This window comes from Pseudomonas sp. KU26590, from assembly GCF_026153515.1.
GTDB lineage: Bacteria > Pseudomonadota > Gammaproteobacteria > Pseudomonadales > Pseudomonadaceae > Aquipseudomonas.
In genome coordinates, this window is sequence record NZ_CP110644.1 from 5,527,178 (window position 1) to 5,547,066 (window position 19,889).

The following is a 19,889-nucleotide window of genomic DNA, read 5'->3' on the forward strand; positions in this document are numbered from 1 at the left end:
GTTTCAGCCGAGCGCCGCGGCGTAGCGCCGGGCAACTTCATCCCAGTTGACGACGTTGTAGAACGCGGCGATGTATTCCGGACGACGGTTCTGATAGCGCAGGTAATAGGCATGCTCCCAGACGTCGAGCCCGAGGATTGGCGTATTGCCGTTCATCAGCGGGCTGTCCTGATTGCCGCTGCTTTCCACGACGAGGTTTTTGCCCGCAGTGACACTCAGCCAGGCCCAGCCGCTGCCGAAGCGGGTCAGCGCTGCTTTGGTGAACGCATCCTTGAACGCCTCGAATCCGCCCACCTGTTCGTCGATTGCCGTTGCCAGCGCACCGCTGGGCACGCCGCCACCCTGGGGGCTCATCACTTCCCAGAACAGCGAATGGTTGGCATGACCGCCGCCCTGATTGATCACCGCCGGGCGCAGCTTTTCCGGAAGCTCGGCGACGCTCGCCACCAGCTTCTCGATGGGCCACTCCGCGTATTCAGTGCCGGCGACCGCCGCATTAAGGTTGTTGATGTAGGTCTGGTGGTGCTTGCTGTAGTGGATTTCCATGGTCTGCGCGTCGATGTGTGGCTCGAGCGCATCGTAGGCGTAGGGCAAGGCTGGCAAGGTAAAGGGCATGTCAGTGGACTCCGAACGAGAGGGTGCCGGCGCGGGCGGCGTGGTGCTGAAGCGCCGAGCGGGAATGTTCGCCGTTGCTGTTGAGCAGGCGACGGGTGCGTGGGTACTCGCCGTATTGGCCGACGAAACCCAAGAGTTCGCTGTAGGTTTTATTACTGTGCCGCAGCGCTGCCTGTCGCAGGGCAGGTGTCATTTGCGGGTCTTGAATCACATTCAACAGGCGCTGATGCACGGCGCAGAGGTATTCGGCGCTCTCCTCCGGCTGACCCAGGCTCAGGTGCAGATCCGCCAGGTTGTGGTGCGAAATCACGAACGCCGCCACGGCCTCATCGGCGATGCTCCAGCGGTCGAAGAGCACCTGCGCCAGCGCAAGGGCCTGCAGGTACAGCTCGCGCGCATCGATCAGCTCGCCTCGGTTGAAGCAACTGTTACCGCTCAGGATGGTACGTTTCCATTGCTCCATGGCGCAGGTCCTCACGAGTGGCGCCGGCGATCAGAAGCCGTCGGCAGGGCGTTTTGCGGATTCGATGGCGCGAGTTCTGTCAGAGGAATCGACGGCAGCAGCGCGCAGGTCGCCAGGCGCTGGGCGAAGGCCTGAACCCTTTGCTGTTGCGCAGCGGATGTGGCGAGCGCTTGCATGTCACGCAGCGGACGCCATGCCTGGTCCAGGCACAGACAACGCCAATGCCAGGGCAGCGCGGTGTCGCTGGCGGTGTCGATCAGCAGGCGAAAGGTGCTTTCACAGATGAGGGATTTGGGCGTGGCGGTAAAGCGCGCCAGGTAGCGACCTTCCGCAAGGTAGTGTTCGATGAGCCGCGGCTCGTCCGGATCCAGCGCGCAACGAATCCGCAGACTCAATGCGCGCCAGTTTTCCAGATACGGCGACTCGTGCAGAACAGTACCCATGACCGAGGCCCACTTAACGAATGAGATTCATTATTAAATGAGTTTAAGAATCAAAACAACCCCGCTGATGGATTGAGACCCTGCTCTGATCTCAAGAACACACTCAACTGTAGGAGCGCGCTTGCCCGCGAATGGCGGTTTGTCAGTCACAGAAAATGAAGCTGATCCACCGCGATTCGCGGGCAAGCGCGCTCCTACAGGGTTCGGGTGCGACATAAATCGAAAAACACCCACAAAAAAAGCCTGCACCGAAATCGGGGCAGGCCTTTTGGGATGAAGCGCTATAGCAGAGCGGGACTCAGCTCCCCGCCACCATCATCTTCTCGATCAGCACAGAACCCGTGCGGATGTTGCTGCGCAGTTCCAGATCACTGCCCACGGCAACGATCTGTTTGAACATATCGCGCATGTTGCCGGCGATGGTCACTTCCTGAACCGCGAACTGGATCTCGCCGTTCTCGACCCAGAAACCCGCCGCGCCCCGGGAATAATCGCCGGTGACCATGTTCAAGCCGCTGCCCATCAACTCGGTGACCAGCAGCCCGCGTCCCATGCGGCGGATCAGCGCCGCCTGGTCTTCAGTGCCGTGGCTGACGAACAGGTTATGCACGCCCCCCGCATTCGCGGTGCTCGGCAGGCCGAGTTTGCGGCCCGAATACGTGCTGAGGATGTAGGACACCAGATCGCCATTTTCGACGAACGGCTTGGCATAGGTCGCCAGGCCATCGCCATCGAACGCGGAGCTGCCCATGGCGCCGACCAGGTGCGGGCGCTCGTCGATGGTCATCCATTCAGGGAACAGGCGCTGGCCGATGGCGCCTTCAAGGAACGACGATTTGCGGTACAGGTTGCCCCCGGAAATAGCGCCCAGAAAACTGCCGAACAGACCGCCCGCCAGTTCTGCCGAGAACAACACCGGCACTTCACAGGTCGGCACCGGCCGGGCGCCCAGTCGGCTCGCGGCGCGCTCGGCGGCTTTCTGGCCGATCAGCCGGGCGTCCATTAACAGGTCGCCACGGCGATTGACGTCATACCAGTAGTCGCGCTGCATCTGCCCTTCGCCTTCGGCGATCATCACGCAGCTCAGGCTGTGGCGGGTCGACGCGTAACCGCCGATGAACCCGTGACTGTTGCCGTAGACGCGGCAGCCCTGATGCACGTTCAGCGTGGTGCCGTCGGCGTTCTTGATCCGGCTGTCGGCGTCGAAGGCAGCCGCTTCGCAGATCAGCGCGCGTTCGATGGCCTGCTCGGGGGTAATGCCCCACGGGTGATACAGGTCAAAATCCGGCTGGTCTTTGGCCATCAACGCGGCATCTGCGAGACCCGAGGCCTCGTCTTCCGAAGTGTGTTTGGCAATGGCCAGGGCGGCGGCAACGGTCTCGCGAATGGCATCGGGGCCGCTCGCGGAGGTGCTGGCCGAACCCTTGCGGTGGCCCACGTACAAGGTGATGCCGAAACCCTGATCACGGTTGAATTCGACGGTCTCGACTTCGCGCTGGCGAACCGTGGTGGACAGGCCCTGCTCCAGCGACACGGCGACTTCGCACGCGGTCGCCCCCTGACGCTTGGCTTCAGCGACGATCTGCTCGACCTGCTGCTGCAATGCCGGCAAAGCCTGCGGGCCGACGCTTTCTGATGCACTCATGACGTTCTCCATCAAATTCTGATTTCAGCAGCCGGGCCGGACAATCGGGCCCTGACTGGTTATCATGGCGGCGTTTATTTGCGGACGGCCCCCATGGTTGATTCTTACGACGACTCCTTCGACGGAGAGAAAAGCAAAACCCAGGTCAAACGAGAGCTTCACGCTCTGGTGGAGCTGGGCGAACGCTTGACGACATTCAAGCCCGATGTGCTGGCCAAGCTGCCTCTGACCGACCCTTTGCGTCGGGCATTGGCCGATGCTTCCAAGCACACCGCGCACATTGCGCGCAAACGCCACATTCAATTCATCGGCAAGCTGATGCGCGATCAGGATCTGGATGAAATCCTGGTGCTGCTCGATCAGCTTGACGCCTCTACGCGCCAGTACAACGAGCGCTTCCACAATCTGGAACGCTGGCGTGATCGCCTGGTGACCGGCACCGACGACGTGCTTGAGCAGTTCGTCAGTGAATACCCGGACGCCGACCGTCAGCAACTGCGCTCGCTGATCCGTCAGGCTCAGCATGAAGCTGCGCAGAACAAGGCCCCTACCGCGACCCGTAAAATCTTCAAATACATCCGCGAGCTAGACGAAAGCAAACGCGGACTGCGCTAAAACTGCTGCGCCGTTTGAATCACTCAACCGGCGCACGCCCCTCGACTATCAAGCCCCGCCTGTGCCGCCAACGGTGATCGCATCAATCTTCAGCGTGGGTTGACCGACGCCTACCGGCAGCGATTGACCGTCCTTGCCGCAGGTGCCGACGCCGCTGTCCAGGGACAGATCGTTGCCGACCATCGACACGCGACTCATGCATTCCGGACCGTTGCCAATCAGCGTCGCGCCTTTGACCGGCGCGGTGATTTTGCCGTCTTCGATCAGATACGCCTCGCTGGTGGAGAACACGAACTTGCCGCTGGTGATATCCACCTGTCCGCCGCCGAGGTTGGCGCAGTAGATGCCGCGCTTGACCGAGGCAATGATTTCAGCCGGATCGCTCTGGCCGCCGAGCATGTAGGTGTTGGTCATGCGCGGCATCGGCAGGTGCGCGTAAGACTCGCGACGACCGTTACCCGTGCGCGCGACGCCCATCAGCCGTGCATTAAGCTTGTCTTGCATGTAACCCTTGAGTACGCCGTTTTCGATCAGCGTGGTGCACTCGGTCGGGGTGCCCTCGTCATCGACGGTCAGGGAACCGCGGCGATCGGCCAGGGTGCCGTCGTCGACGATGGTGCAGAGCTTCGACGCGACCATCTCGCCCATGCGACCGCTGTAAGCCGAGCTGCCTTTGCGATTGAAGTCGCCCTCAAGGCCATGGCCGACCGCTTCGTGCAGCAGCACGCCGGACCAGCCGGAGCCCAACACCACCGGCAAGGTACCCGCCGGGGCCGGAATGGCTTCGAGATTGACCAGCGCCTGACGCAGTGCTTCACGGGCATAGCCCATGGCGCGGTCGTCGCTGAGGAAATAACGGTAATCGGTGCGACCACCGCCGCCGTGTCCGCCGCGCTCACGACGGCCGTTCTGCTCGACGATCACGCTGACGTTGAAGCGCACCAGCGGACGTACGTCGGCGGCGAGACCACCGTCAGTGGACGCCACGAGAATGCGTTCCCAGACACCGGCCATGCTCACGGTGACTTGCTGAATGCGCGAATCCAGCGCACGGGTGGCGGCGTCGACGCGCTTGAGCAGTTCGACTTTCTCCGCGCGGGTCATGACCTCCAGCGGGTTGTCCGGCGCGTACAGCTGGGCGACGTCCTGGGTGGTGAACGCCTGAACCCGGCCGTTCTGGCCCGCGCGGGAAATCGAGCGCGCGGCACGGGCCGCCTGGGTCAGGGCTTCAGGTGTGATGGCGTTGCTGTAGGCGAAGCCGGTTTTCTCGCCTGACTGCGCGCGTACGCCGACGCCTTGGTCCAGGTTGAAACTGCCTTCCTTGACGATGCCGTCTTCCAGCGCCCAGGACTCGGAAATCTGCCCCTGAAAATACAGGTCGGCTGCGTCGATGCCTGGGCCGGCCAGCTCACCGAGCACCGATTGCAGGCTGTCGATACTCAGGCCGCCTGGTGCCAGAAGGTGTTCGCTGACAGAGGACAAGTGGCTCATATTCACTCCGGGGTATTGGCAGGTCGCACGGCGGCCTGCGAAAAAAATCGCCGATGATTCGCTATCGGCATGCGCGCCCGTATGGACGCTTGTTCTACGCTGTCTCGTTCGGCCAGCAGCACGGCTTCACCCTGTGCCTGCTCGGCCAGCACGCGGCCCCATGGATCTATGATCGCCGCGTGCCCAAATGTTTCTCTCGGCCCCGGGTGAATGCCGCCTTGCGCCGCCGCCAGCACGTAGCACTGGGTCTCGATGGCCCGGGCGCGCAGCAGAATGTCCCAGTGCGCCGCGCCGGTCACCGCGGTGAAGGCCGACGGCGCGGTAATCAGTTCAGCCCCCGCTTCCCGCAGCGCGGTGTACAGCTCCGGGAATCGCAGGTCGTAACACACCGAAAGCCCCAAACGCCCGACCGGCGTATCGGCCACGACCACGTTGTTGCCGTGGGCGTAATCGTCGGATTCCCGGTACCGCCCTCGTGCATCGGCGACATCGACGTCGAACAGGTGCAGCTTGTCGTAACGCGCGACCTGCTGGCCCTGATCGTCAATCAGCAGCGAACACGCCGTGACTTTGCCGTCAGGCTGACCTTCGGGCGGCAGCGGCGATGTCCCGGCAACTATCCATAAGGTGAGGTCGCGAGCAGCAAGTTTCAACCATGGCAGGATCGGTCCTTCGCCATAAGCCTCGGCGCGGCCGATGGCCGCGATATCACGACGGCCCATGGCGGCGAAGTTTTCCGGAAGCACAGCCAGTTTCGCACCCGACGCAGCGGCCTGTTCCAGCAACCTGCGCGCCTGGGCCAGATTAGCCTCGACATCGCTCTGGCTGACCATCTGAATGACTGCGAAAGACATACGCGCTCCCTGATCGATAGGACTTCACTCTACTCCAAGCACCGTCGATGGGCTCGCCCGGCCGCTCGAATTCATCGTGACTGCACCATTCTTCCCGGCTGAAGCCGGTCCTACACACCGCGCTCACCTTGTGGGACTGGCTTTAGCCGGAATCTTTCAAGTGTCACACCGCAGAGCAATTGAAGAGCCGCAGATCTGAACGTAGGAGCGCGCTTGCCCGCGAAAGCGTAGGTACGGGCGACCCGAATGCGTCGGATGTACCGGCCTCTTCGCGGGCAAGCGCGCTCCTACACCGATCAGCGGCAGACAGTGAACGCTCGTGGCACCCACTGGCCTCTTCCCGGCTGAAGCCGGTCCCACTGACACCGCGCTCCCCTAGTGGGACCGGCTTTAGCCGGGAAGGCGTCGGAAGCCACACTGCAACATTTGGGGTGTACATGCTGGCCTCTTCCCGGCTGAAGCCGGTCCCACTGACACCGCGCTCCCCTAGTAGGACTGGCTTTAGCCGGGAAGACGTCGGGCGTCACGCTGCAAAGGTCCGCGTCGTGCCAAGGCAGTGATCACTGGGGTTTCTCGAACGGCTTGTCGAAGGTGATCTTCGGTTCTTTCCATGGCCCTTCGACTTTGTACTGGACGCTGGCGAAGCGCGATACGCGGTCGCCGAGCAGTTTGTCGACGAGGAACAACGCGCCGCCAATCGCCGGCGCCCCAATGATCAACGCAGCGATTGGCAGGTTATTGGTCACCGGAAGCGTTACCAGCAGCTTGGCGTCGACTCGGTCGCGGACCATGTCCAGCGTGCCGTCGAGTTCCAGGTTGGTGGACGGGCCCGTCATGGTGATTGGATTACGTGTGACGTACACACCATCGCTCGCCACCAGCAGACCTTTGACTTTGTCGTAGCTCAGCCCTTTGCCCAACAGGTCAGAGAAGTCCAGACGCAGACGCCGGCCAATCGAGTTGAAGTTGAGCAGGCCGAACACACGCAACGCCTGCGCACCGCCCTCGACCTCAACGAATTGGCCGTTCTTCAGCGTCGCGTCCAGATTGCCAGAATAACGCTTCAACCCCACCCAGGCGGGCGAGCCCGGCCAGCGACCGTCAGCGTTCAGCTCGAACTCCTGACTGGTGACCGTGGGCGCGAAACCCCAGGCTTTGAGCACATCGGCGAGATTCTTGCCGCTCACCTGGCCCTTGAACCAACTGCTGGTCGTCCCCGGTGTGCCTTCCCAACCGCCGTTGCCGAGCAGTGCAATGCCTTTGAGGCCCAAATTCATATCGGCCAGCTGAATGCCGTTCGGCGTCGGGCGGACCTTGAGCGACCACGCGCCCATCAATTGATCGCCCTGAAACAGCTGAGTGATCTTGATGTCCAGCGCGGGGATCTTGCGCGGGTCGACGTCCGCCAACGGGTCCGGGGCGTTTTCAACGACCGCTGCATTCGGGTCCGGCGCGGGCAAGCGCACGTACAACAAGCTGATGTCGATGGGCGCGGTTTTGCTGTCCGGCAACGTCGCCGTGCCTTTCACCTTCGAGCTGTCCAGCGACAGCGCCCACGCCGCATCACTGCGTTTGAGCTGAACGCCCGCCTGCTCCAGGGTCGTGCCCATCGCGGTCAGCTTGCCGATCTGCAAATCGACGCTATTGAGCAACTGCTTGGCGCTGCCCCCAGGGTCATTGCCGGCATAACGCTCAGCCATGGCTTGCCAGGGCGCGACGTCGAGTTCCGACAACGAGCCGCGCACACGCAACCCCTTGCTGTCGGGCACAATCGCCCCGCCTTCACCGAGGAACAGCTCGCCACGCCCGTCGCCGAATTTGCCCGGCGGCGACGCGAACGCCAGATTGGCGATATTGCCGTAGCCGACGTCGATGCGCCGTTCCGGGCCTTGCAGGTTCATTCGGAAATCAGTGTCACGCGCATCATCAGCGGTTTTGCCGAACGGCGCCGGCAGATCGACCGCCAGCCCTTTCAGATTCGAGTTGATCTGCAGCTGGCTGGCGTTGCCGTTCAATGTCAGCTGCAACTGATAGGGCAAATCCCCTGAAATCGGCAACGGCTGCGTGACACCCAGCCAATCGGTCAAGCGCTTGCTGGCGATCTGGCTGCTGGCAGTGATGCGCGTCACCGGCGCCCCCGGTTTGCCTTCGGCGAAAATCTCGGCGTTCACCGGCTTGTCGAAGGCGACGGCCTTGATGTTCTTGCCGCTCAGTCCTTTGGTGTAGTCAAAACGGAAATCGCCGCGCAGTTGCGTCAGCTCCAGCACTGGATCGGCGAGCTTGAGCCGCGAATTGTCGGTACTGAAATCCATCACGACCTTGGGCTCCTGCCCCTTGACCAGCGGGATATCCAGATTGAGATGCCCCTGCAACGGACCTTCCGCCTGCCAGCCGGCGAAGGTCTGGGCGGTGCCGATCGGCGCTTCCTGAAGGATCTTCATGCCGTCCTGGAGGCTGCCCTTCAAGTCACTGTCCACCAACAGATGGCTGGACTGGCCCGCCGGGACGTGGGGAATGTCCACCGCGACATTGCTGACCTGGGTGTTCAGCAACTGACCTTTGTTGGCCCGAATGCGCACGCCGCTGTTCTCGACGAACACATCACCGTCCACATTGTTCAGCTGCGGCCACCCTGGCTGGAACGCCAGGCTGGCGTTGCGCACCTTGAAGAACAGGCTGATGACCCGCGCCACATCAGGCGCGTCTTTGTTGATCGAGCCCTGGTACTGGAAGAAACCCTGATCGACGTTGCCACCCAGAATCGCGGTGCGCAGCCACTGGTCGAGGGCCGGGCTGAGCACGGCGGGCAGGTACTTGGAGGTGTAGCGACCGTCGCCGTCGACCAGCCCGACGCGCAGGTCCATGTAATCTTCCTGGCTGTGATCGAAGTGCAGGCGGATCAGGAAGTCGCTGGCAATATTGCCCTCCTCGCCCTCGACCTTGATGTACGGCGCAATCAGCGTGAAGCCCTGATCCTCCAGCGACCAGGTCAGCTTTGCATTGGCGTGACGGTATTTCCATTCGTTACGGAAGATCGGGTCCAGGTGCAGCATGAAATCGTCGGTGTCGAGGCGCAGTTCGCCCTGGCCCAGATCACCGCTGATGGCACCGCTGACATTCCCCGCCGCCGGCGCGCCGTGGTAGGCGTCGAAACCGACCTTGTCCAGATTGGCAGCGAAGCTCAGTCGCTTGGGCGCCTCAGCCTGCGGTCGGTAATCGACCAGCACATTGCGCAGCCCGCCGGTAACCTTCAGGCGGTCGACCGCCACCATCACCTTGTCAGGCAATGGCGCCAGGGAGTCGAGCAGCGGAGTGATCGGCGTCAGATCAAGCCGGTCAGCCTGGACGTGCCACAGCTCTTCGGCGTCGGCGGTCGCGGCGGTCTGCTGCAGATGAACACGGCTTTCCCAACGCTGGCTGTTCAGGTCCATCGCCAAGGAGTCGAGGGTGGCGCTGAAGCCTTTTTCGTCGCGCACAAGCCAGGCGTTGAGGGCCAGATTGTCAATGCGCGCGGGCTTGCGGTCGGCGTACGCGCCTTTGAACTGCGGCGCATTCAAGCGCGCGACAGCGCTTTGCAGATTGCCCTTGCCCCAGTTCAGCCACAACTCACCGCCGGCCTTGAGCGTCTGGATCTTCCACTCGCGGGTGAGGCTTTTTGGCAGCCACTTCGACCAGTCGCTTTGCGGGAGGCTGAGATACGCGTCGGCCGCGCCGTCGCGCCACTCGTGGGCGCGCACGGTGGAGCGAACGTTGAGCGACAGCGGCTGGCCGTCGGGCAGATTCAAGCGGGCGTCGAGGCGCTGATGCAGGCTGCCGGTCTTCAGCGTCAGGCTTACATAGGTCAGCGTCAGGGGCGAGTGGTCATACGGCTGCAGAGTGATCTGGCTGTCGAACAGCGACAGGTGCGAGACCATCTGCATCTGATTGAGGATTTGCTCGGGGTCGAAGGGCTTGTCGGTTTGAACGGGGAGCCCCTGGAGTGCCCAGTGGCCGGTCTGGTCTTCCTTCAGGCCGATCTGCAGGCCGTCCAGCTCAAGCCGCTCGAGGCGCACTTCGCGTGTACGCAGGCTCGCGAGCAAGTCCGGCATGGCCCGCACGTGATCGAGGCGAACGGCATTGCCGCCCTCACCAATCATCACGTCACGCGCCACAAAGATGGGTGCGAAGCCGCTCCAGCTGCCTTCCAGCCGGCCAATGCTCACCGGCATGCCCAGGGCGGTCTGCGCCTTGGCTTCGACGTCGGCGCGGTATTCAGCCACCATCGGCACCAATTGACGGCCAACGCTCACGTACAGCGCGACCAGCACCACGAAGAGGGCGCACAGCGTCAGGCCCCAGCGGATCAGCGCAGCGAGAAACCGAGTCAGACGCTCCATGACGCTACGCCTCCGCAAAAACTGCCTGCATATGGCATCCGGCTCAATCGTGCAGGTGCGGGTACGTCCAGGTTGTGCTCAATCGCCACGCGTTGTTCTCTTTGGACGGCATCCGTTCCGTCTGCCTCAAGGGCACTGTTTTCTGTATTCAACTGCGCCGCCACTCGGCAGCACGGCGCATCACGCACTCTCAGAGCAGCACGACGTCATATTGTTCCTGGGAGTACATGGTCTCGACCTGAAAGCGAATGGTCCTGCCAATGAACACTTCCAGCTCGGCCACGTTGCCGGATTCTTCATCGAGCAGCCGGTCGACCACTTTCTGATTGGCCAGCACGCGGTAGCCCACCGCCTGATAGGCGCGGGCTTCGCGCAGAATCTCGCGGAATATCTCGTAGCAGATGGTTTCCGGGGTCTTCAGCTTGCCACGGCCCTGGCAACTGCTGCACGGCTCGCAGAGCACTTGCTCCAGACTTTCCCGGGTGCGCTTGCGCGTCATCTGCACCAGACCCAGTTCGGTGATGCCGATGATGTTGGTTTTGGCGTGATCGCGCTCGAGCTGTTTTTCGAGCGTGCGCAGCACCTGACGCTGATGCTCGGCGTCTTCCATGTCGATGAAATCGATGATGATGATGCCGCCGATATTGCGCAGGCGCAGCTGTCGGGCAATCGCGGTCGCCGCTTCAAGATTGGTCTTGAAGATGGTCTCTTCGAGGTTGCGATGACCGACGAAGGCACCGGTGTTGACGTCGATGGTGGTCATGGCCTCGGCGGGATCGATGACCAGATAGCCGCCGGACTTGAGCGGCACCTTGCGGTCCAGCGCGCGCTGAATTTCGTCCTCGACGCCATACAGGTCGAAGATCGGCCGCTCGCCAGGATAGTGTTCAAGGCGGTCGGCGATTTCCGGCATCAGCTCGGCGACGAACTGGGTGGTCTTCTGGAAGGTCTCGCGGGAGTCGATACGAATCTTTTCAATGCGCGGGCTGACCAAGTCGCGCAAGGTGCGCAGCGCCAGGCCCAGGTCTTCGTAGATCACGCTGGCCGGGCTGATGGTTTTGATCTGCTCGCCAATCTGGTCCCACAACCTGCGCAGGTAGCGGATGTCCATCATGATCTCGTCGGCGCCCGCACCTTCGGCCGCCGTGCGCAGAATGAAACCGCCCTTCTCCTTGATCCCTTCCTTGGCGACGCAATCGCTGACCACTTGTTTCAGACGCTCGCGCTCGGCTTCGTCTTCGATTTTCAGGGAAATGCCGACGTGGGCCGTGCGCGGCATGTACACGAGGTAGCGCGACGGGATCGACAGCTGAGTGGTCAACCGTGCGCCTTTGCTGCCGATCGGGTCTTTGGTGACCTGCACCACCAGACTCTGGCCATCGTGGACCAGCGAGCTGATGGTCTCCACGGCCGGGCCTTCGCGCATGGAGATTTCCGATGCGTGAATGAACGCCGCGCGGTCCAGCCCGATGTCGATAAATGCCGCCTGCATGCCAGGCAGCACGCGCACGACTTTGCCCTTGTAGATATTGCCCACGATCCCGCGACGCTGGGTGCGTTCGACGTGCACCTCTTGTAACACCCCGTTCTCAACGACCGCCACGCGCGATTCCATCGGCGTGATGTTGATCAGAATCTCTTCACTCATGACTTGTCACCTTCCGGGCGTTGCCAACAGGGTATGCCGAAACGCTGGAGGATTTCTGCGGTTTCGCACAAGGGCAAGCCGACCACGGCGGAATAACTGCCACTGAGGTTTTCCACGAACACCGCGCCCAGCCCTTGGATGCCGTAGCCGCCGGCCTTGTCGCAGGGCTCGCCGCTGGCCCAGTAGCAGCGGGCTTCGTCTTCCGGGATCGCCCGGAAACGGACACGGCTGGTGACGGTTCGGGTTTCGCAACGCTCCTCATGGACCACGGCAATGGCGGTCAGGACGTCGTGTTCCCGGTTCGACAGTGCGGCAAGCATCGCCAGCGCCTCGGCTTCGTCCGCCGGCTTACCGAGGATGCGGCCGTCGAGCACCACGGCGGTATCGGCGCCGAGGACGCAGGCGGTCGGGTACGCGGGATCGTTGGCGAGCTGCAGCAGCCCGGCATCCGCCTTGCCACGGGCGAGCCGCAGGACGTATGCGGCAGGGGTTTCGTTGGCCAGAGGGGTTTCGTCGATGTCGGCGCTGAGTGTCGTGAACGGCACGCCGATCTGGGTCAGCAGCTCACGACGGCGCGGGGAGCCGGAGGCAAGAAGAAGGTGGGGCATGGGACGTCTCCGTGTCGTTGATCACAAGCGTAGCCTTGGTGCACATCGCTGAAGTGAGGGTGCTCACACCGGCCTCTTCCCGGCTGAAGCCGGTCCCACTAAAACACCGCGTTCAAACTGTGGGACCGGCTTTAGCCGGGAAAGCGTCGGGTGTCACGCCGCAGAATTGAGGGTGCTCACACTGGCCTCTTCCCGGCTGAAGCCGGTCCTACTGATGCACCGCGTTCAGACTGTGGGATCGGCTTTAGCCGGGAAAGCTTCAGGTGTCACACCGCAGAACTGATGGCGCCCACACCGGCCTCTTCCCGGCTGAAGCCGGTCCCACTAAAACACCGCGTTCAAACTGTGGGACCGGCTTTAGCCGGGAAAGCGTCGGGTGTCACGCCGCAGAATTGAAGGTGCTCACACTGGCCTCTTCCCGGCTGAAGCCGGTCCTACTGATACACCGCGTTCAAACTGTGGGAGCGGCTTCAGCCGGGAAAGCGTCGGGCGTCACACCGCAGAACTGAGGGTGCTCACGCCGGCCTCTTCCCGGCTGAAGCCGGTCCCTCTAAAACATCGCGTTCAAACTGTGGGACCGGCTTTAGCCGGGAAAGCGTCGGGTGTCACGCCGCAGAACTGATGGCGCCCACACCGGCCTCTTCCCGGCTGAAGCCGGTCCCACTAAAACACCGCGTTCAAACTGTGGGACCGGCTTTAGCCGGGAAGCGCCGGGTGTCACACCGCAGAACTGATGGCGCCCATACCAGCCTCTTCCCGGCTGAAGCCGGTCCTGCAAAAACTGGCAGATGCCGTTCCCAATGACTTAGTTGATCTTCAAACGCAGGCGCAATCCGCGCAGGCCGTAGCTGACCCATGGCCAGAGCAATGCGCTGACCAACGCCGGCAACACCAGCGCCAGGGTCGGCTGGCGGTTGCCGGTCAGGGCGCTGAGCCACAGCTGCACCAGCTGCGCGAGACCGAAAATCACCAGAAGCACCAGGCACTGCTGCCACATCGGGAACATGCGCAAGCGCTGCTGCAACGACAGCACCAGAAAGGTAATCAGCGTGAGGATCAACGCATTCTGCCCCAGCAATGTGCCGTACAGCACATCCTCGGCCAGCCCCAGCATCCACGCCGTGACCATGCCAATCTTGTGAGGCAACGCCAATGCCCAGAAGGCCAGCAGCAGTGCGAGCCAGAGCGGGCGAAATATTTCCATGAACTGCGGCAGCGGCGAAACGCTGAGCAGCAGGCCGATGGCGAAGGTCAGCCAGACCACCCAGCCGTTTCGTGCAGGAGCGTGACGCGCCATTATTCTTCCCTCTCGCGTGGAGCGGCCGGGGTCGCTGCAGGCGTCGCCGGACGGGTGGCGGCAGGTTTCGCCGCAGGTTTGGCGGGCGGCTTGCTGGTCGCGGGCTTGGCAGGCGTGGTCGCCGCCGGTGCGGTGGTCGCCGGAGCAGGCGCGCTATTGGCGTTGGCCGGCGTCGATGAAGCATTGTGCCCGGCAGGTTTCGGCACGGTGGCCGGAACAACCGGTTTGTTCGGCGTGGCGGCAGGCGCGGCACCCGGCACAGTGGCCGATGGCACTGCCGACGGATCAGCCGCCTGACGGTCAAGGGATTCCTGTTGCTGGGCCGCGTCGGCAGCGCGCTCTTCAGGGGAACGTCCGTCCGAGAACACCAGCAACAGATAACGGCTGCGATTCAGCGCAGCCGTCGGCACCGCTCGCACGATGGCAAAGGGCTGGCCAGAATCGTGAATGACTTCCTTGACCGTCGCCACCGGATAACCCGCCGGGAAACGCTGACCCAGGCCGGAACTCACCAGCAGGTCACCTTCCTTGATGTCAGCGGTGTCGGCCACATGGCGCAGCTCTAGGCGTTCCGGGTTGCCGGTGCCGCTGGCAATTGCGCGCAGGCCGTTGCGGTTCACCTGCACAGGAATGCTGTGGGTGGTGTCGGTCAGCAGCAGCACGCGGGATGTGTACGGCATCAACTCGACCACCTGCCCCATCAGGCCGCGCGCATCGAGCACCGGCTGACCGAGGACCACGCCGTCGCGCTCACCCTTGTTGATGATGATTCGGTGGGTGAACGGGTTGGGGTCCATGCCGATCAGCTCGGCGACTTCGACTTTCTCGTTGACCAGTGCCGACGAATTCAACAGCTCGCGCAGGCGCACGTTCTGCTCGGTCAGGGCAGCCAGCTTTTGCAGGCGGCCTTGCAACAGCAGGTTCTCGGTCTTGAGCTTTTCGTTTTCGGCGGTGAGTTCGGTACGGCTGCCAAACTGGCTGGCAACGCCCTGATACAGACGCTCGGGCAGATCGGCAATCCAGTAAGACTGCATCAGCACCAGCGACATCTGACTGCGGACAGGTTTAAGCAGGGTGAAACGCGCGTCCACGACCATGACGGCCACAGACAGCACGACCAGCACCAGCAGACGGACGCCCAGGGACGGGCCCTTGGAGAAAAGCGGTTTAATGGGCCGCTCCTTCCAGAGATGCATGCAGAGGTGCTTGAGTGTGGCTGTGCTTATTCATGCGACATGAAACCGGCCTGGTGCAGGTTGATGGAAATGCAGGGCGTCAGACTTGCAACATCGCTGCGCGACGTCAACAGGTCGGACACGAACAGGCAGCACGGTGAGGTGCTGCCCGTTAAGCGCAACATGCTGCGTTCCGGCGACTTATTCGCTGGAGAGCAGGTCCATGGTGTGCTTGTCCATCATTTCCAGCGCACGACCACCGCCACGCGCGACGCAGGTCAGCGGGTCTTCGGCTACGATCACCGGCAGACCGGTTTCCTGGGCCAGCAGCTTGTCGAGGTCACGCAGCAGAGCGCCACCACCGGTCAGCACCAGACCGCGCTCGGCGATGTCTGAAGCCAGCTCCGGCGGAGACTGTTCCAGCGCGCTCTTCACGGCCTGAACGATGGTTGCCAGGGATTCCTGCAACGCTTCCAGCACTTCGTTGGAGTTCAGGGTGAACGCACGTGGCACGCCCTCGGCCAGGTTGCGGCCGCGTACGTCGACTTCACGCACTTCGCCGCCCGGGTAGGCCGTGCCGATTTCCTGCTTGATGCGCTCGGCAGTGGATTCGCCGATCAGGCTGCCGTAGTTGCGACGCACGTACGTGATGATCGCTTCGTCGAAACGGTCGCCACCCACACGGACGGACTCGGCATACACAACGCCGTTCAGGGAGATCAGCGCGATTTCAGTGGTACCGCCACCGATGTCGACAACCATCGAGCCGCGGGCCTCTTCGACCGGCAAGCCGGCACCGATGGCCGCAGCCATTGGCTCTTCGATCAGGAATACTTCACGTGCACCGGCGCCCAGAGCGGATTCGCGGATGGCGCGACGCTCGACCTGGGTCGATTTGCACGGAACGCAGATCAGCACACGAGGGCTTGGCTGCAGGAAGCTGTTCTCGTGAACCTTGTTGATGAAGTACTGGAGCATCTTCTCGCACACGCTGAAGTCGGCGATGACGCCGTCTTTCATCGGGCGAATGGCGGCGATGTTGCCCGGGGTACGGCCCAGCATCCGCTTGGCTTCCATCCCGACAGCAACAACGCTCTTCTGATTTCCGTGGGTCCGAATGGCCACAACTGATGGCTCATTCAGCACAATGCCGCGCTCACGCACGTAAATAAGGGTGTTGGCAGTGCCCAGGTCGATGGAAAGATCGCTGGAAAACATGCCACGCAGTTTCTTGAACATGGGGAAAGGACCCTAGGCAACGCGTGGGTAAAAAAGTGCGGCAAACTCTAACAACGACAGGGATTTTGGGCAAGGAGCCAATATGTTAAATTGGCGGTTTTCCGAGCACTACCCTCGAAGATCGCGGCCTTATGACCGTTTAAAGGGCGTAGTGTTCCGCAATCTGACGTACGGCTCACCCCGTGCGCATTCCACTGGAGAACCCCATGGCGCTTGATCGCTCCGACGTGGAAAAAATCGCTCATCTGGCCCGACTGGGCCTCAATGACGCCGATATCCCGCGTACTACTGAAGCACTTAACAGCATTCTCGGGCTGATTGACCAGATGCAGGCGGTCGATACCACCGGCATCGAGCCCCTCGCGCACCCCCTTGAAGCCTCGCAACGGCTGCGTGTAGACGCCGTTACCGAGATCAATCATCGCGAGACCTATCAAGCCATCGCACCAGCGGTCCAAGACGGCCTTTATCTGGTTCCGAAAGTCCTCGACTAAGGGAATGTGCCTGCAATGCATCAAATGACTCTGGCAGAGATCGCTCGCGGACTCGCCGATAAAACGTTTTCTTCCGAAGAATTGACCCGCACTCTGCTGGCGCGCATCGCCCAGCTGGATCCGCAGCTCAATAGCTTCATTACCGTCACCGAAGACCTGGCGATCACCCAGGCTCAGGCCGCTGACGCCCGTCGCGCGGCAGGTGAATCCGGCGCGCTGCTGGGCGCTCCGCTGGCGCACAAGGACCTCTTCTGCACCAAGGGCATTCGCACCAGTTGCGCGTCGAAAATGCTCGACAACTTCAAGGCGCCCTACGACGCCACGGTGGTTGCCAAGCTCGCCGCCGCCGGCACCGTGACGCTGGGCAAGACCAACATGGACGAATTCGCCATGGGGTCGGCCAACGAATCCAGCCATTACGGCGCGGTGAAAAACCCGTGGAACCTGCAACACGTACCGGGCGGCTCCTCTGGCGGTTCGGCGGCGGCGGTTGCTGCACGTCTGCTGCCTGGCGCCACCGGCACTGACACAGGCGGTTCCATTCGCCAGCCTGCCGCGCTGACCAACCTGACCGGCCTGAAGCCGACGTACGGTCGCGTGTCGCGCTGGGGCATGATCGCCTATGCATCCAGCCTCGATCAGGCCGGCCCGATGGCGCGCACCGCTGAAGACTGCGCGTTGCTGCTGCAAGGCATGGCCGGTTTCGACGTCAACGATTCCACCAGCATCGACGAGCCTGTGCCGGATTACAGCGCAGGCCTGAATGCCTCGCTGCAAGGCCTGCGCATTGGCGTGCCGAAGGAATACTTCAGCGCAGGTCTCGACCCGCGCATCGCCGATCTGGTCATGGCCAGCGTCGAAGCGCTGAAAAAGCTCGGCGCAGTGGTCAAGGAAATCAGCCTGCCGAACCTGCAACACGCTATCCCGGCTTACTACGTGATCGCGCCGGCCGAGGCCTCTTCCAACCTGTCGCGTTTCGACGGCGTACGTTTTGGCTATCGCTGCGAAGACCCGAAAGACCTCACCGATCTGTACAAGCGCTCCCGTGGCGAAGGCTTCGGCCCTGAAGTGCAGCGCCGGATTCTGGTTGGCGCCTACGCGCTGTCGGCCGGTTACTACGACGCTTACTATTTGCAGGCGCAGAAGATTCGGCGCCTGATCAAGAACGACTTCATGAACGCGTTCACCGAAGTCGACGTGATCCTCGGCCCGACCACGCCGAACCCGGCCTGGAAAATCGGCGCGAAGAATGCCGACCCGATCGCCGAGTACCTGGAAGACTTCTACACCATCACCGCCAACCTCGCGGGCCTGCCGGGCCTGTCGATGCCCGCCGGTTTCGCCGACGGCCTGCCGGTGGGCGTGCAATTGCTGGCGCCGTATTTCCAGGAAGGCCGCTTGCTGAACGTTGCCCATCAATATCAGCAAGTAACCGATTGGCACACCCGCTCGCCGGCTGGCTTCTAAGGAGAAAACACATGCAATGGGAAGTCGTCATCGGGCTGGAGATTCACACCCAGCTCACCACCCAATCGAAGATTTTCTCCGGTAGCGCCACCACGTTCGGCTCCGAGCCCAACACCCAGGCCAGCCTCGTCGACCTGGGCATGCCCGGCACGCTGCCGGTGCTGAACAAGGAGGCCGTGCAGATGGCGGTCAAGTTCGGCCTGGCCATCGACGCCGAGATCGGTCAGCACAACGTGTTCGCCCGCAAAAACTACTTCTACCCCGACCTGCCGAAGGGCTATCAGATCAGCCAGATGGAATTGCCGATCGTTGGCAAAGGCCATCTGGATATCACCCTTGAAGACGGCACCATCAAGCGCATCGGCGTGACCCGCGCCCACCTTGAAGAAGACGCCGGCAAGAGCTTGCACGAAGACTACAGCGGCATGACCGGCATTGACCTGAACCGCGCCGGTACGCCGTTGCTGGAGATCGTTTCCGAGCCGGACATGCGTTCGGCCAAAGAAGCGGTCGCCTACGTCAAGGCCATGCACGCGCTGGTCCGCTACCTTGGCATCTGCGACGGCAACATGGCTGAAGGCTCGCTGCGCTGCGACTGCAACGTGTCGATTCGCCCGAAGGGCCAGGTCGAGTACGGGACGCGTTGCGAGATCAAGAACGTCAACTCGTTCCGCTTCATCGAGAAGGCGATCAACAGCGAGATCCAGCGCCAGATCGACCTGATTGAAGACGGCGGCAAGGTCATTCAGCAGACGCGTCTGTACGACCCGAACACCAACGAAACCCGCGCCATGCGCAGTAAAGAGGAAGCCAACGACTACCGTTACTTCCCCGATCCTGACCTGTTGCCGGTGATCATCGAAGACGCGTTCCTGGAGCAGACCCGCGCTACCCTGCCGGAACTGCCGCCGCAGAAACGCGAGCGCTTCCAGTCGCAGTTCGGCCTGTCGCTGTATGACGCCAGCGTGTTGGCGTCCAGCCGCGAACAGGCGGACTTCTTCGAGAAGGTCGTGAGCATTTCCGGTGACGCCAAGCTGGCGGCCAACTGGGTGATGGTTGAGTTGGGTTCGTTGCTGAACAAGCAAGGGGTCGAGATCGACGAGTCGCCGGTCAGCGCCGAGCAGTTGGGCGGCATGCTGCTGCGCATCAAGGACAACACCATTTCCGGCAAGATCGCCAAAATGGTGTTTGAGGGCATGGCCAATGGTGAGGGCAGCGCCGACGAGATCATCGATCAGCGCGGTCTGAAGCAAGTCACCGACAGCGGCGCCATCGAGTCGATGCTGGACGACGTCCTCGCCGCCAACGCCGAACAGGTCGAACAGTACCGCGCGGCCGATGAAGCCAAACGCGGCAAGATGTTCGGCTTCTTCGTCGGGCAAGCGATGAAGGCATCGAAAGGCAAGGCCAACCCGGGTCAGGTCAACGAACTGCTGAAGCGCAAGCTGGAAGGCTGAGT

At 62.3% G+C, this 19,889-nt stretch carries 17 protein-coding genes; 4 read left to right on the forward strand and 13 right to left on the reverse strand.

Annotated elements, in window-relative coordinates:
• Nucleotides 1–3 precede the first annotated feature (3 nt).
• From OKW98_RS24605 to pmbA, 4 genes are all read right to left on the reverse strand, one after another.
• Complete coding sequence (locus OKW98_RS24605) at nt 4–615, reverse strand: superoxide dismutase (protein WP_265387048.1); 612 nt, start codon at nt 613–615, stop codon at nt 4–6.
• Nucleotide 616: 1 nt separating this feature from the next.
• Complete coding sequence (locus OKW98_RS24610; protein WP_265387049.1) at nt 617–1,078, reverse strand: hypothetical protein; 462 nt, start codon at nt 1,076–1,078, stop codon at nt 617–619.
• Nucleotides 1,079–1,089: 11 nt separating this feature from the next.
• The gene (locus OKW98_RS24615; RefSeq protein WP_265387050.1) at nt 1,090–1,521 is read right to left on the reverse strand and encodes a FagA protein; all 432 of its coding nucleotides are present in this window, start codon (nt 1,519–1,521) and stop codon (nt 1,090–1,092) included.
• A 298-nt stretch (nt 1,522–1,819) separates the two neighbouring features.
• Nucleotides 1,820–3,166 (reverse strand): metalloprotease PmbA, encoded by a 1,347-nt coding sequence (gene pmbA / locus OKW98_RS24620; protein ID WP_265387051.1) that lies wholly within the window; start codon nt 3,164–3,166, stop codon nt 1,820–1,822.
• A 93-nt stretch (nt 3,167–3,259) separates the two neighbouring features.
• On the opposite strand from pmbA, the gene yjgA reads away from it, so the two are divergent.
• Entirely contained in the window at nt 3,260–3,781 is a 522-nt protein-coding gene (gene yjgA, locus OKW98_RS24625) for a ribosome biogenesis factor YjgA (protein WP_133776245.1), read from the forward strand.
• 48 nt (nt 3,782–3,829) lie between these two features.
• Here the strand turns inward: yjgA and tldD are convergent, their stop codons facing one another.
• From tldD to mreB, 9 genes are all read right to left on the reverse strand, one after another.
• Nucleotides 3,830–5,272 (reverse strand): metalloprotease TldD, encoded by a 1,443-nt coding sequence (gene tldD, locus OKW98_RS24630; protein ID WP_265387052.1) that lies wholly within the window; start codon nt 5,270–5,272, stop codon nt 3,830–3,832.
• A gap of 2 nt (nt 5,273–5,274) precedes the next feature.
• Nucleotides 5,275–6,126 carry a carbon-nitrogen hydrolase family protein gene (locus OKW98_RS24635; protein WP_265387053.1) on the reverse strand — a complete coding sequence of 284 codons (852 nt, stop codon included), beginning with the start codon at nt 6,124–6,126 and terminating at the stop codon, nt 5,275–5,277.
• A gap of 560 nt (nt 6,127–6,686) precedes the next feature.
• Nucleotides 6,687–10,502: a YhdP family protein gene (locus OKW98_RS24640; protein WP_265387054.1), complete on the reverse strand. Its 3,816-nt coding sequence runs from the start codon at nt 10,500–10,502 to the stop codon at nt 6,687–6,689.
• A gap of 190 nt (nt 10,503–10,692) precedes the next feature.
• Nucleotides 10,693–12,150: a ribonuclease G gene (gene rng / locus OKW98_RS24645; RefSeq protein WP_265387055.1), complete on the reverse strand. Its 1,458-nt coding sequence runs from the start codon at nt 12,148–12,150 to the stop codon at nt 10,693–10,695.
• The gene (locus OKW98_RS24650) at nt 12,147–12,758 is read right to left on the reverse strand and encodes a Maf family protein (protein ID WP_265387056.1); all 612 of its coding nucleotides are present in this window, start codon (nt 12,756–12,758) and stop codon (nt 12,147–12,149) included. Before OKW98_RS24650 ends, rng begins: the two co-directional genes overlap by 4 nt.
• An 805-nt stretch (nt 12,759–13,563) precedes the next feature.
• A complete protein-coding gene (gene mreD, locus OKW98_RS24655) occupies nt 13,564–14,055 on the reverse strand; it encodes a rod shape-determining protein MreD (protein ID WP_074755995.1) in 492 nt (163 codons plus the stop codon).
• On the reverse strand, nt 14,055–15,197 hold the full coding sequence (mreC, locus tag OKW98_RS24660; RefSeq protein ID WP_265389828.1) for a rod shape-determining protein MreC: 1,143 nt from the start codon (nt 15,195–15,197) through the stop codon (nt 14,055–14,057). The genes mreD and mreC overlap by 1 nt, the downstream gene beginning before the upstream one ends.
• Nucleotides 15,198–15,277: 80 nt before the next feature.
• Nucleotides 15,278–15,415 (reverse strand): hypothetical protein, encoded by a 138-nt coding sequence (locus tag OKW98_RS24665; protein WP_265387057.1) that lies wholly within the window; start codon nt 15,413–15,415, stop codon nt 15,278–15,280.
• Nucleotides 15,416–15,431: 16 nt separating this feature from the next.
• On the reverse strand, nt 15,432–16,469 hold the full coding sequence (gene mreB, locus OKW98_RS24670; RefSeq protein ID WP_020292894.1) for a rod shape-determining protein MreB: 1,038 nt from the start codon (nt 16,467–16,469) through the stop codon (nt 15,432–15,434).
• A 206-nt stretch (nt 16,470–16,675) separates the two neighbouring features.
• Here mreB and gatC point away from each other — a divergent pair, with 206 nt between their 5' ends.
• From gatC to gatB, 3 genes are read left to right on the forward strand one after another with little or no spacing between them, the layout of a single operon-like run.
• Nucleotides 16,676–16,963, forward strand: coding sequence for an Asp-tRNA(Asn)/Glu-tRNA(Gln) amidotransferase subunit GatC (gatC, locus tag OKW98_RS24675; RefSeq protein ID WP_265387058.1), 288 nt, complete (start codon nt 16,676–16,678; stop codon nt 16,961–16,963).
• Nucleotides 16,964–16,978: 15 nt separating this feature from the next.
• On the forward strand, nt 16,979–18,430 hold the full coding sequence (gene gatA / locus OKW98_RS24680) for an Asp-tRNA(Asn)/Glu-tRNA(Gln) amidotransferase subunit GatA (RefSeq protein ID WP_265387059.1): 1,452 nt from the start codon (nt 16,979–16,981) through the stop codon (nt 18,428–18,430).
• Nucleotides 18,431–18,441: 11 nt separating this feature from the next.
• Nucleotides 18,442–19,887, forward strand: a complete 1,446-nt coding sequence (gene gatB, locus OKW98_RS24685; RefSeq protein ID WP_065990118.1) for an Asp-tRNA(Asn)/Glu-tRNA(Gln) amidotransferase subunit GatB — start codon at nt 18,442–18,444, stop codon at nt 19,885–19,887.
• Nucleotides 19,888–19,889 lie beyond the last annotated feature (2 nt).

Excerpts from the sequence above, each read along its gene's own strand:
- OKW98_RS24605 (WP_265387048.1), bottom strand. The coding sequence starts at position 615 with ATGCCCTTTACCTTGCCAGCCTTGCCCTACGCCTACGATGCGCTCGAG.
- OKW98_RS24610 (WP_265387049.1), bottom strand. The coding sequence starts at position 1,078 with ATGGAGCAATGGAAACGTACCATCCTGAGCGGTAACAGTTGCTTCAAC.
- OKW98_RS24615 (WP_265387050.1), bottom strand. The coding sequence starts at position 1,521 with ATGGGTACTGTTCTGCACGAGTCGCCGTATCTGGAAAACTGGCGCGCA.
- pmbA (WP_265387051.1), bottom strand. The coding sequence starts at position 3,166 with ATGAGTGCATCAGAAAGCGTCGGCCCGCAGGCTTTGCCGGCATTGCAG.
- yjgA (WP_133776245.1), top strand. The coding sequence starts at position 3,260 with ATGGTTGATTCTTACGACGACTCCTTCGACGGAGAGAAAAGCAAAACC.
- tldD (WP_265387052.1), bottom strand. The coding sequence starts at position 5,272 with ATGAGCCACTTGTCCTCTGTCAGCGAACACCTTCTGGCACCAGGCGGC.
- OKW98_RS24635 (WP_265387053.1), bottom strand. The coding sequence starts at position 6,126 with ATGTCTTTCGCAGTCATTCAGATGGTCAGCCAGAGCGATGTCGAGGCT.
- OKW98_RS24640 (WP_265387054.1), bottom strand. The coding sequence starts at position 10,502 with ATGGAGCGTCTGACTCGGTTTCTCGCTGCGCTGATCCGCTGGGGCCTG.
- rng (WP_265387055.1), bottom strand. The coding sequence starts at position 12,150 with ATGAGTGAAGAGATTCTGATCAACATCACGCCGATGGAATCGCGCGTG.
- OKW98_RS24650 (WP_265387056.1), bottom strand. The coding sequence starts at position 12,758 with ATGCCCCACCTTCTTCTTGCCTCCGGCTCCCCGCGCCGTCGTGAGCTG.
- mreD (WP_074755995.1), bottom strand. The coding sequence starts at position 14,055 with ATGGCGCGTCACGCTCCTGCACGAAACGGCTGGGTGGTCTGGCTGACC.
- OKW98_RS24665 (WP_265387057.1), bottom strand. The coding sequence starts at position 15,415 with ATGTTGCGCTTAACGGGCAGCACCTCACCGTGCTGCCTGTTCGTGTCC.
- mreB (WP_020292894.1), bottom strand. The coding sequence starts at position 16,469 with ATGTTCAAGAAACTGCGTGGCATGTTTTCCAGCGATCTTTCCATCGAC.
- gatC (WP_265387058.1), top strand. The coding sequence starts at position 16,676 with ATGGCGCTTGATCGCTCCGACGTGGAAAAAATCGCTCATCTGGCCCGA.
- gatA (WP_265387059.1), top strand. The coding sequence starts at position 16,979 with ATGCATCAAATGACTCTGGCAGAGATCGCTCGCGGACTCGCCGATAAA.
- gatB (WP_065990118.1), top strand. The coding sequence starts at position 18,442 with ATGCAATGGGAAGTCGTCATCGGGCTGGAGATTCACACCCAGCTCACC.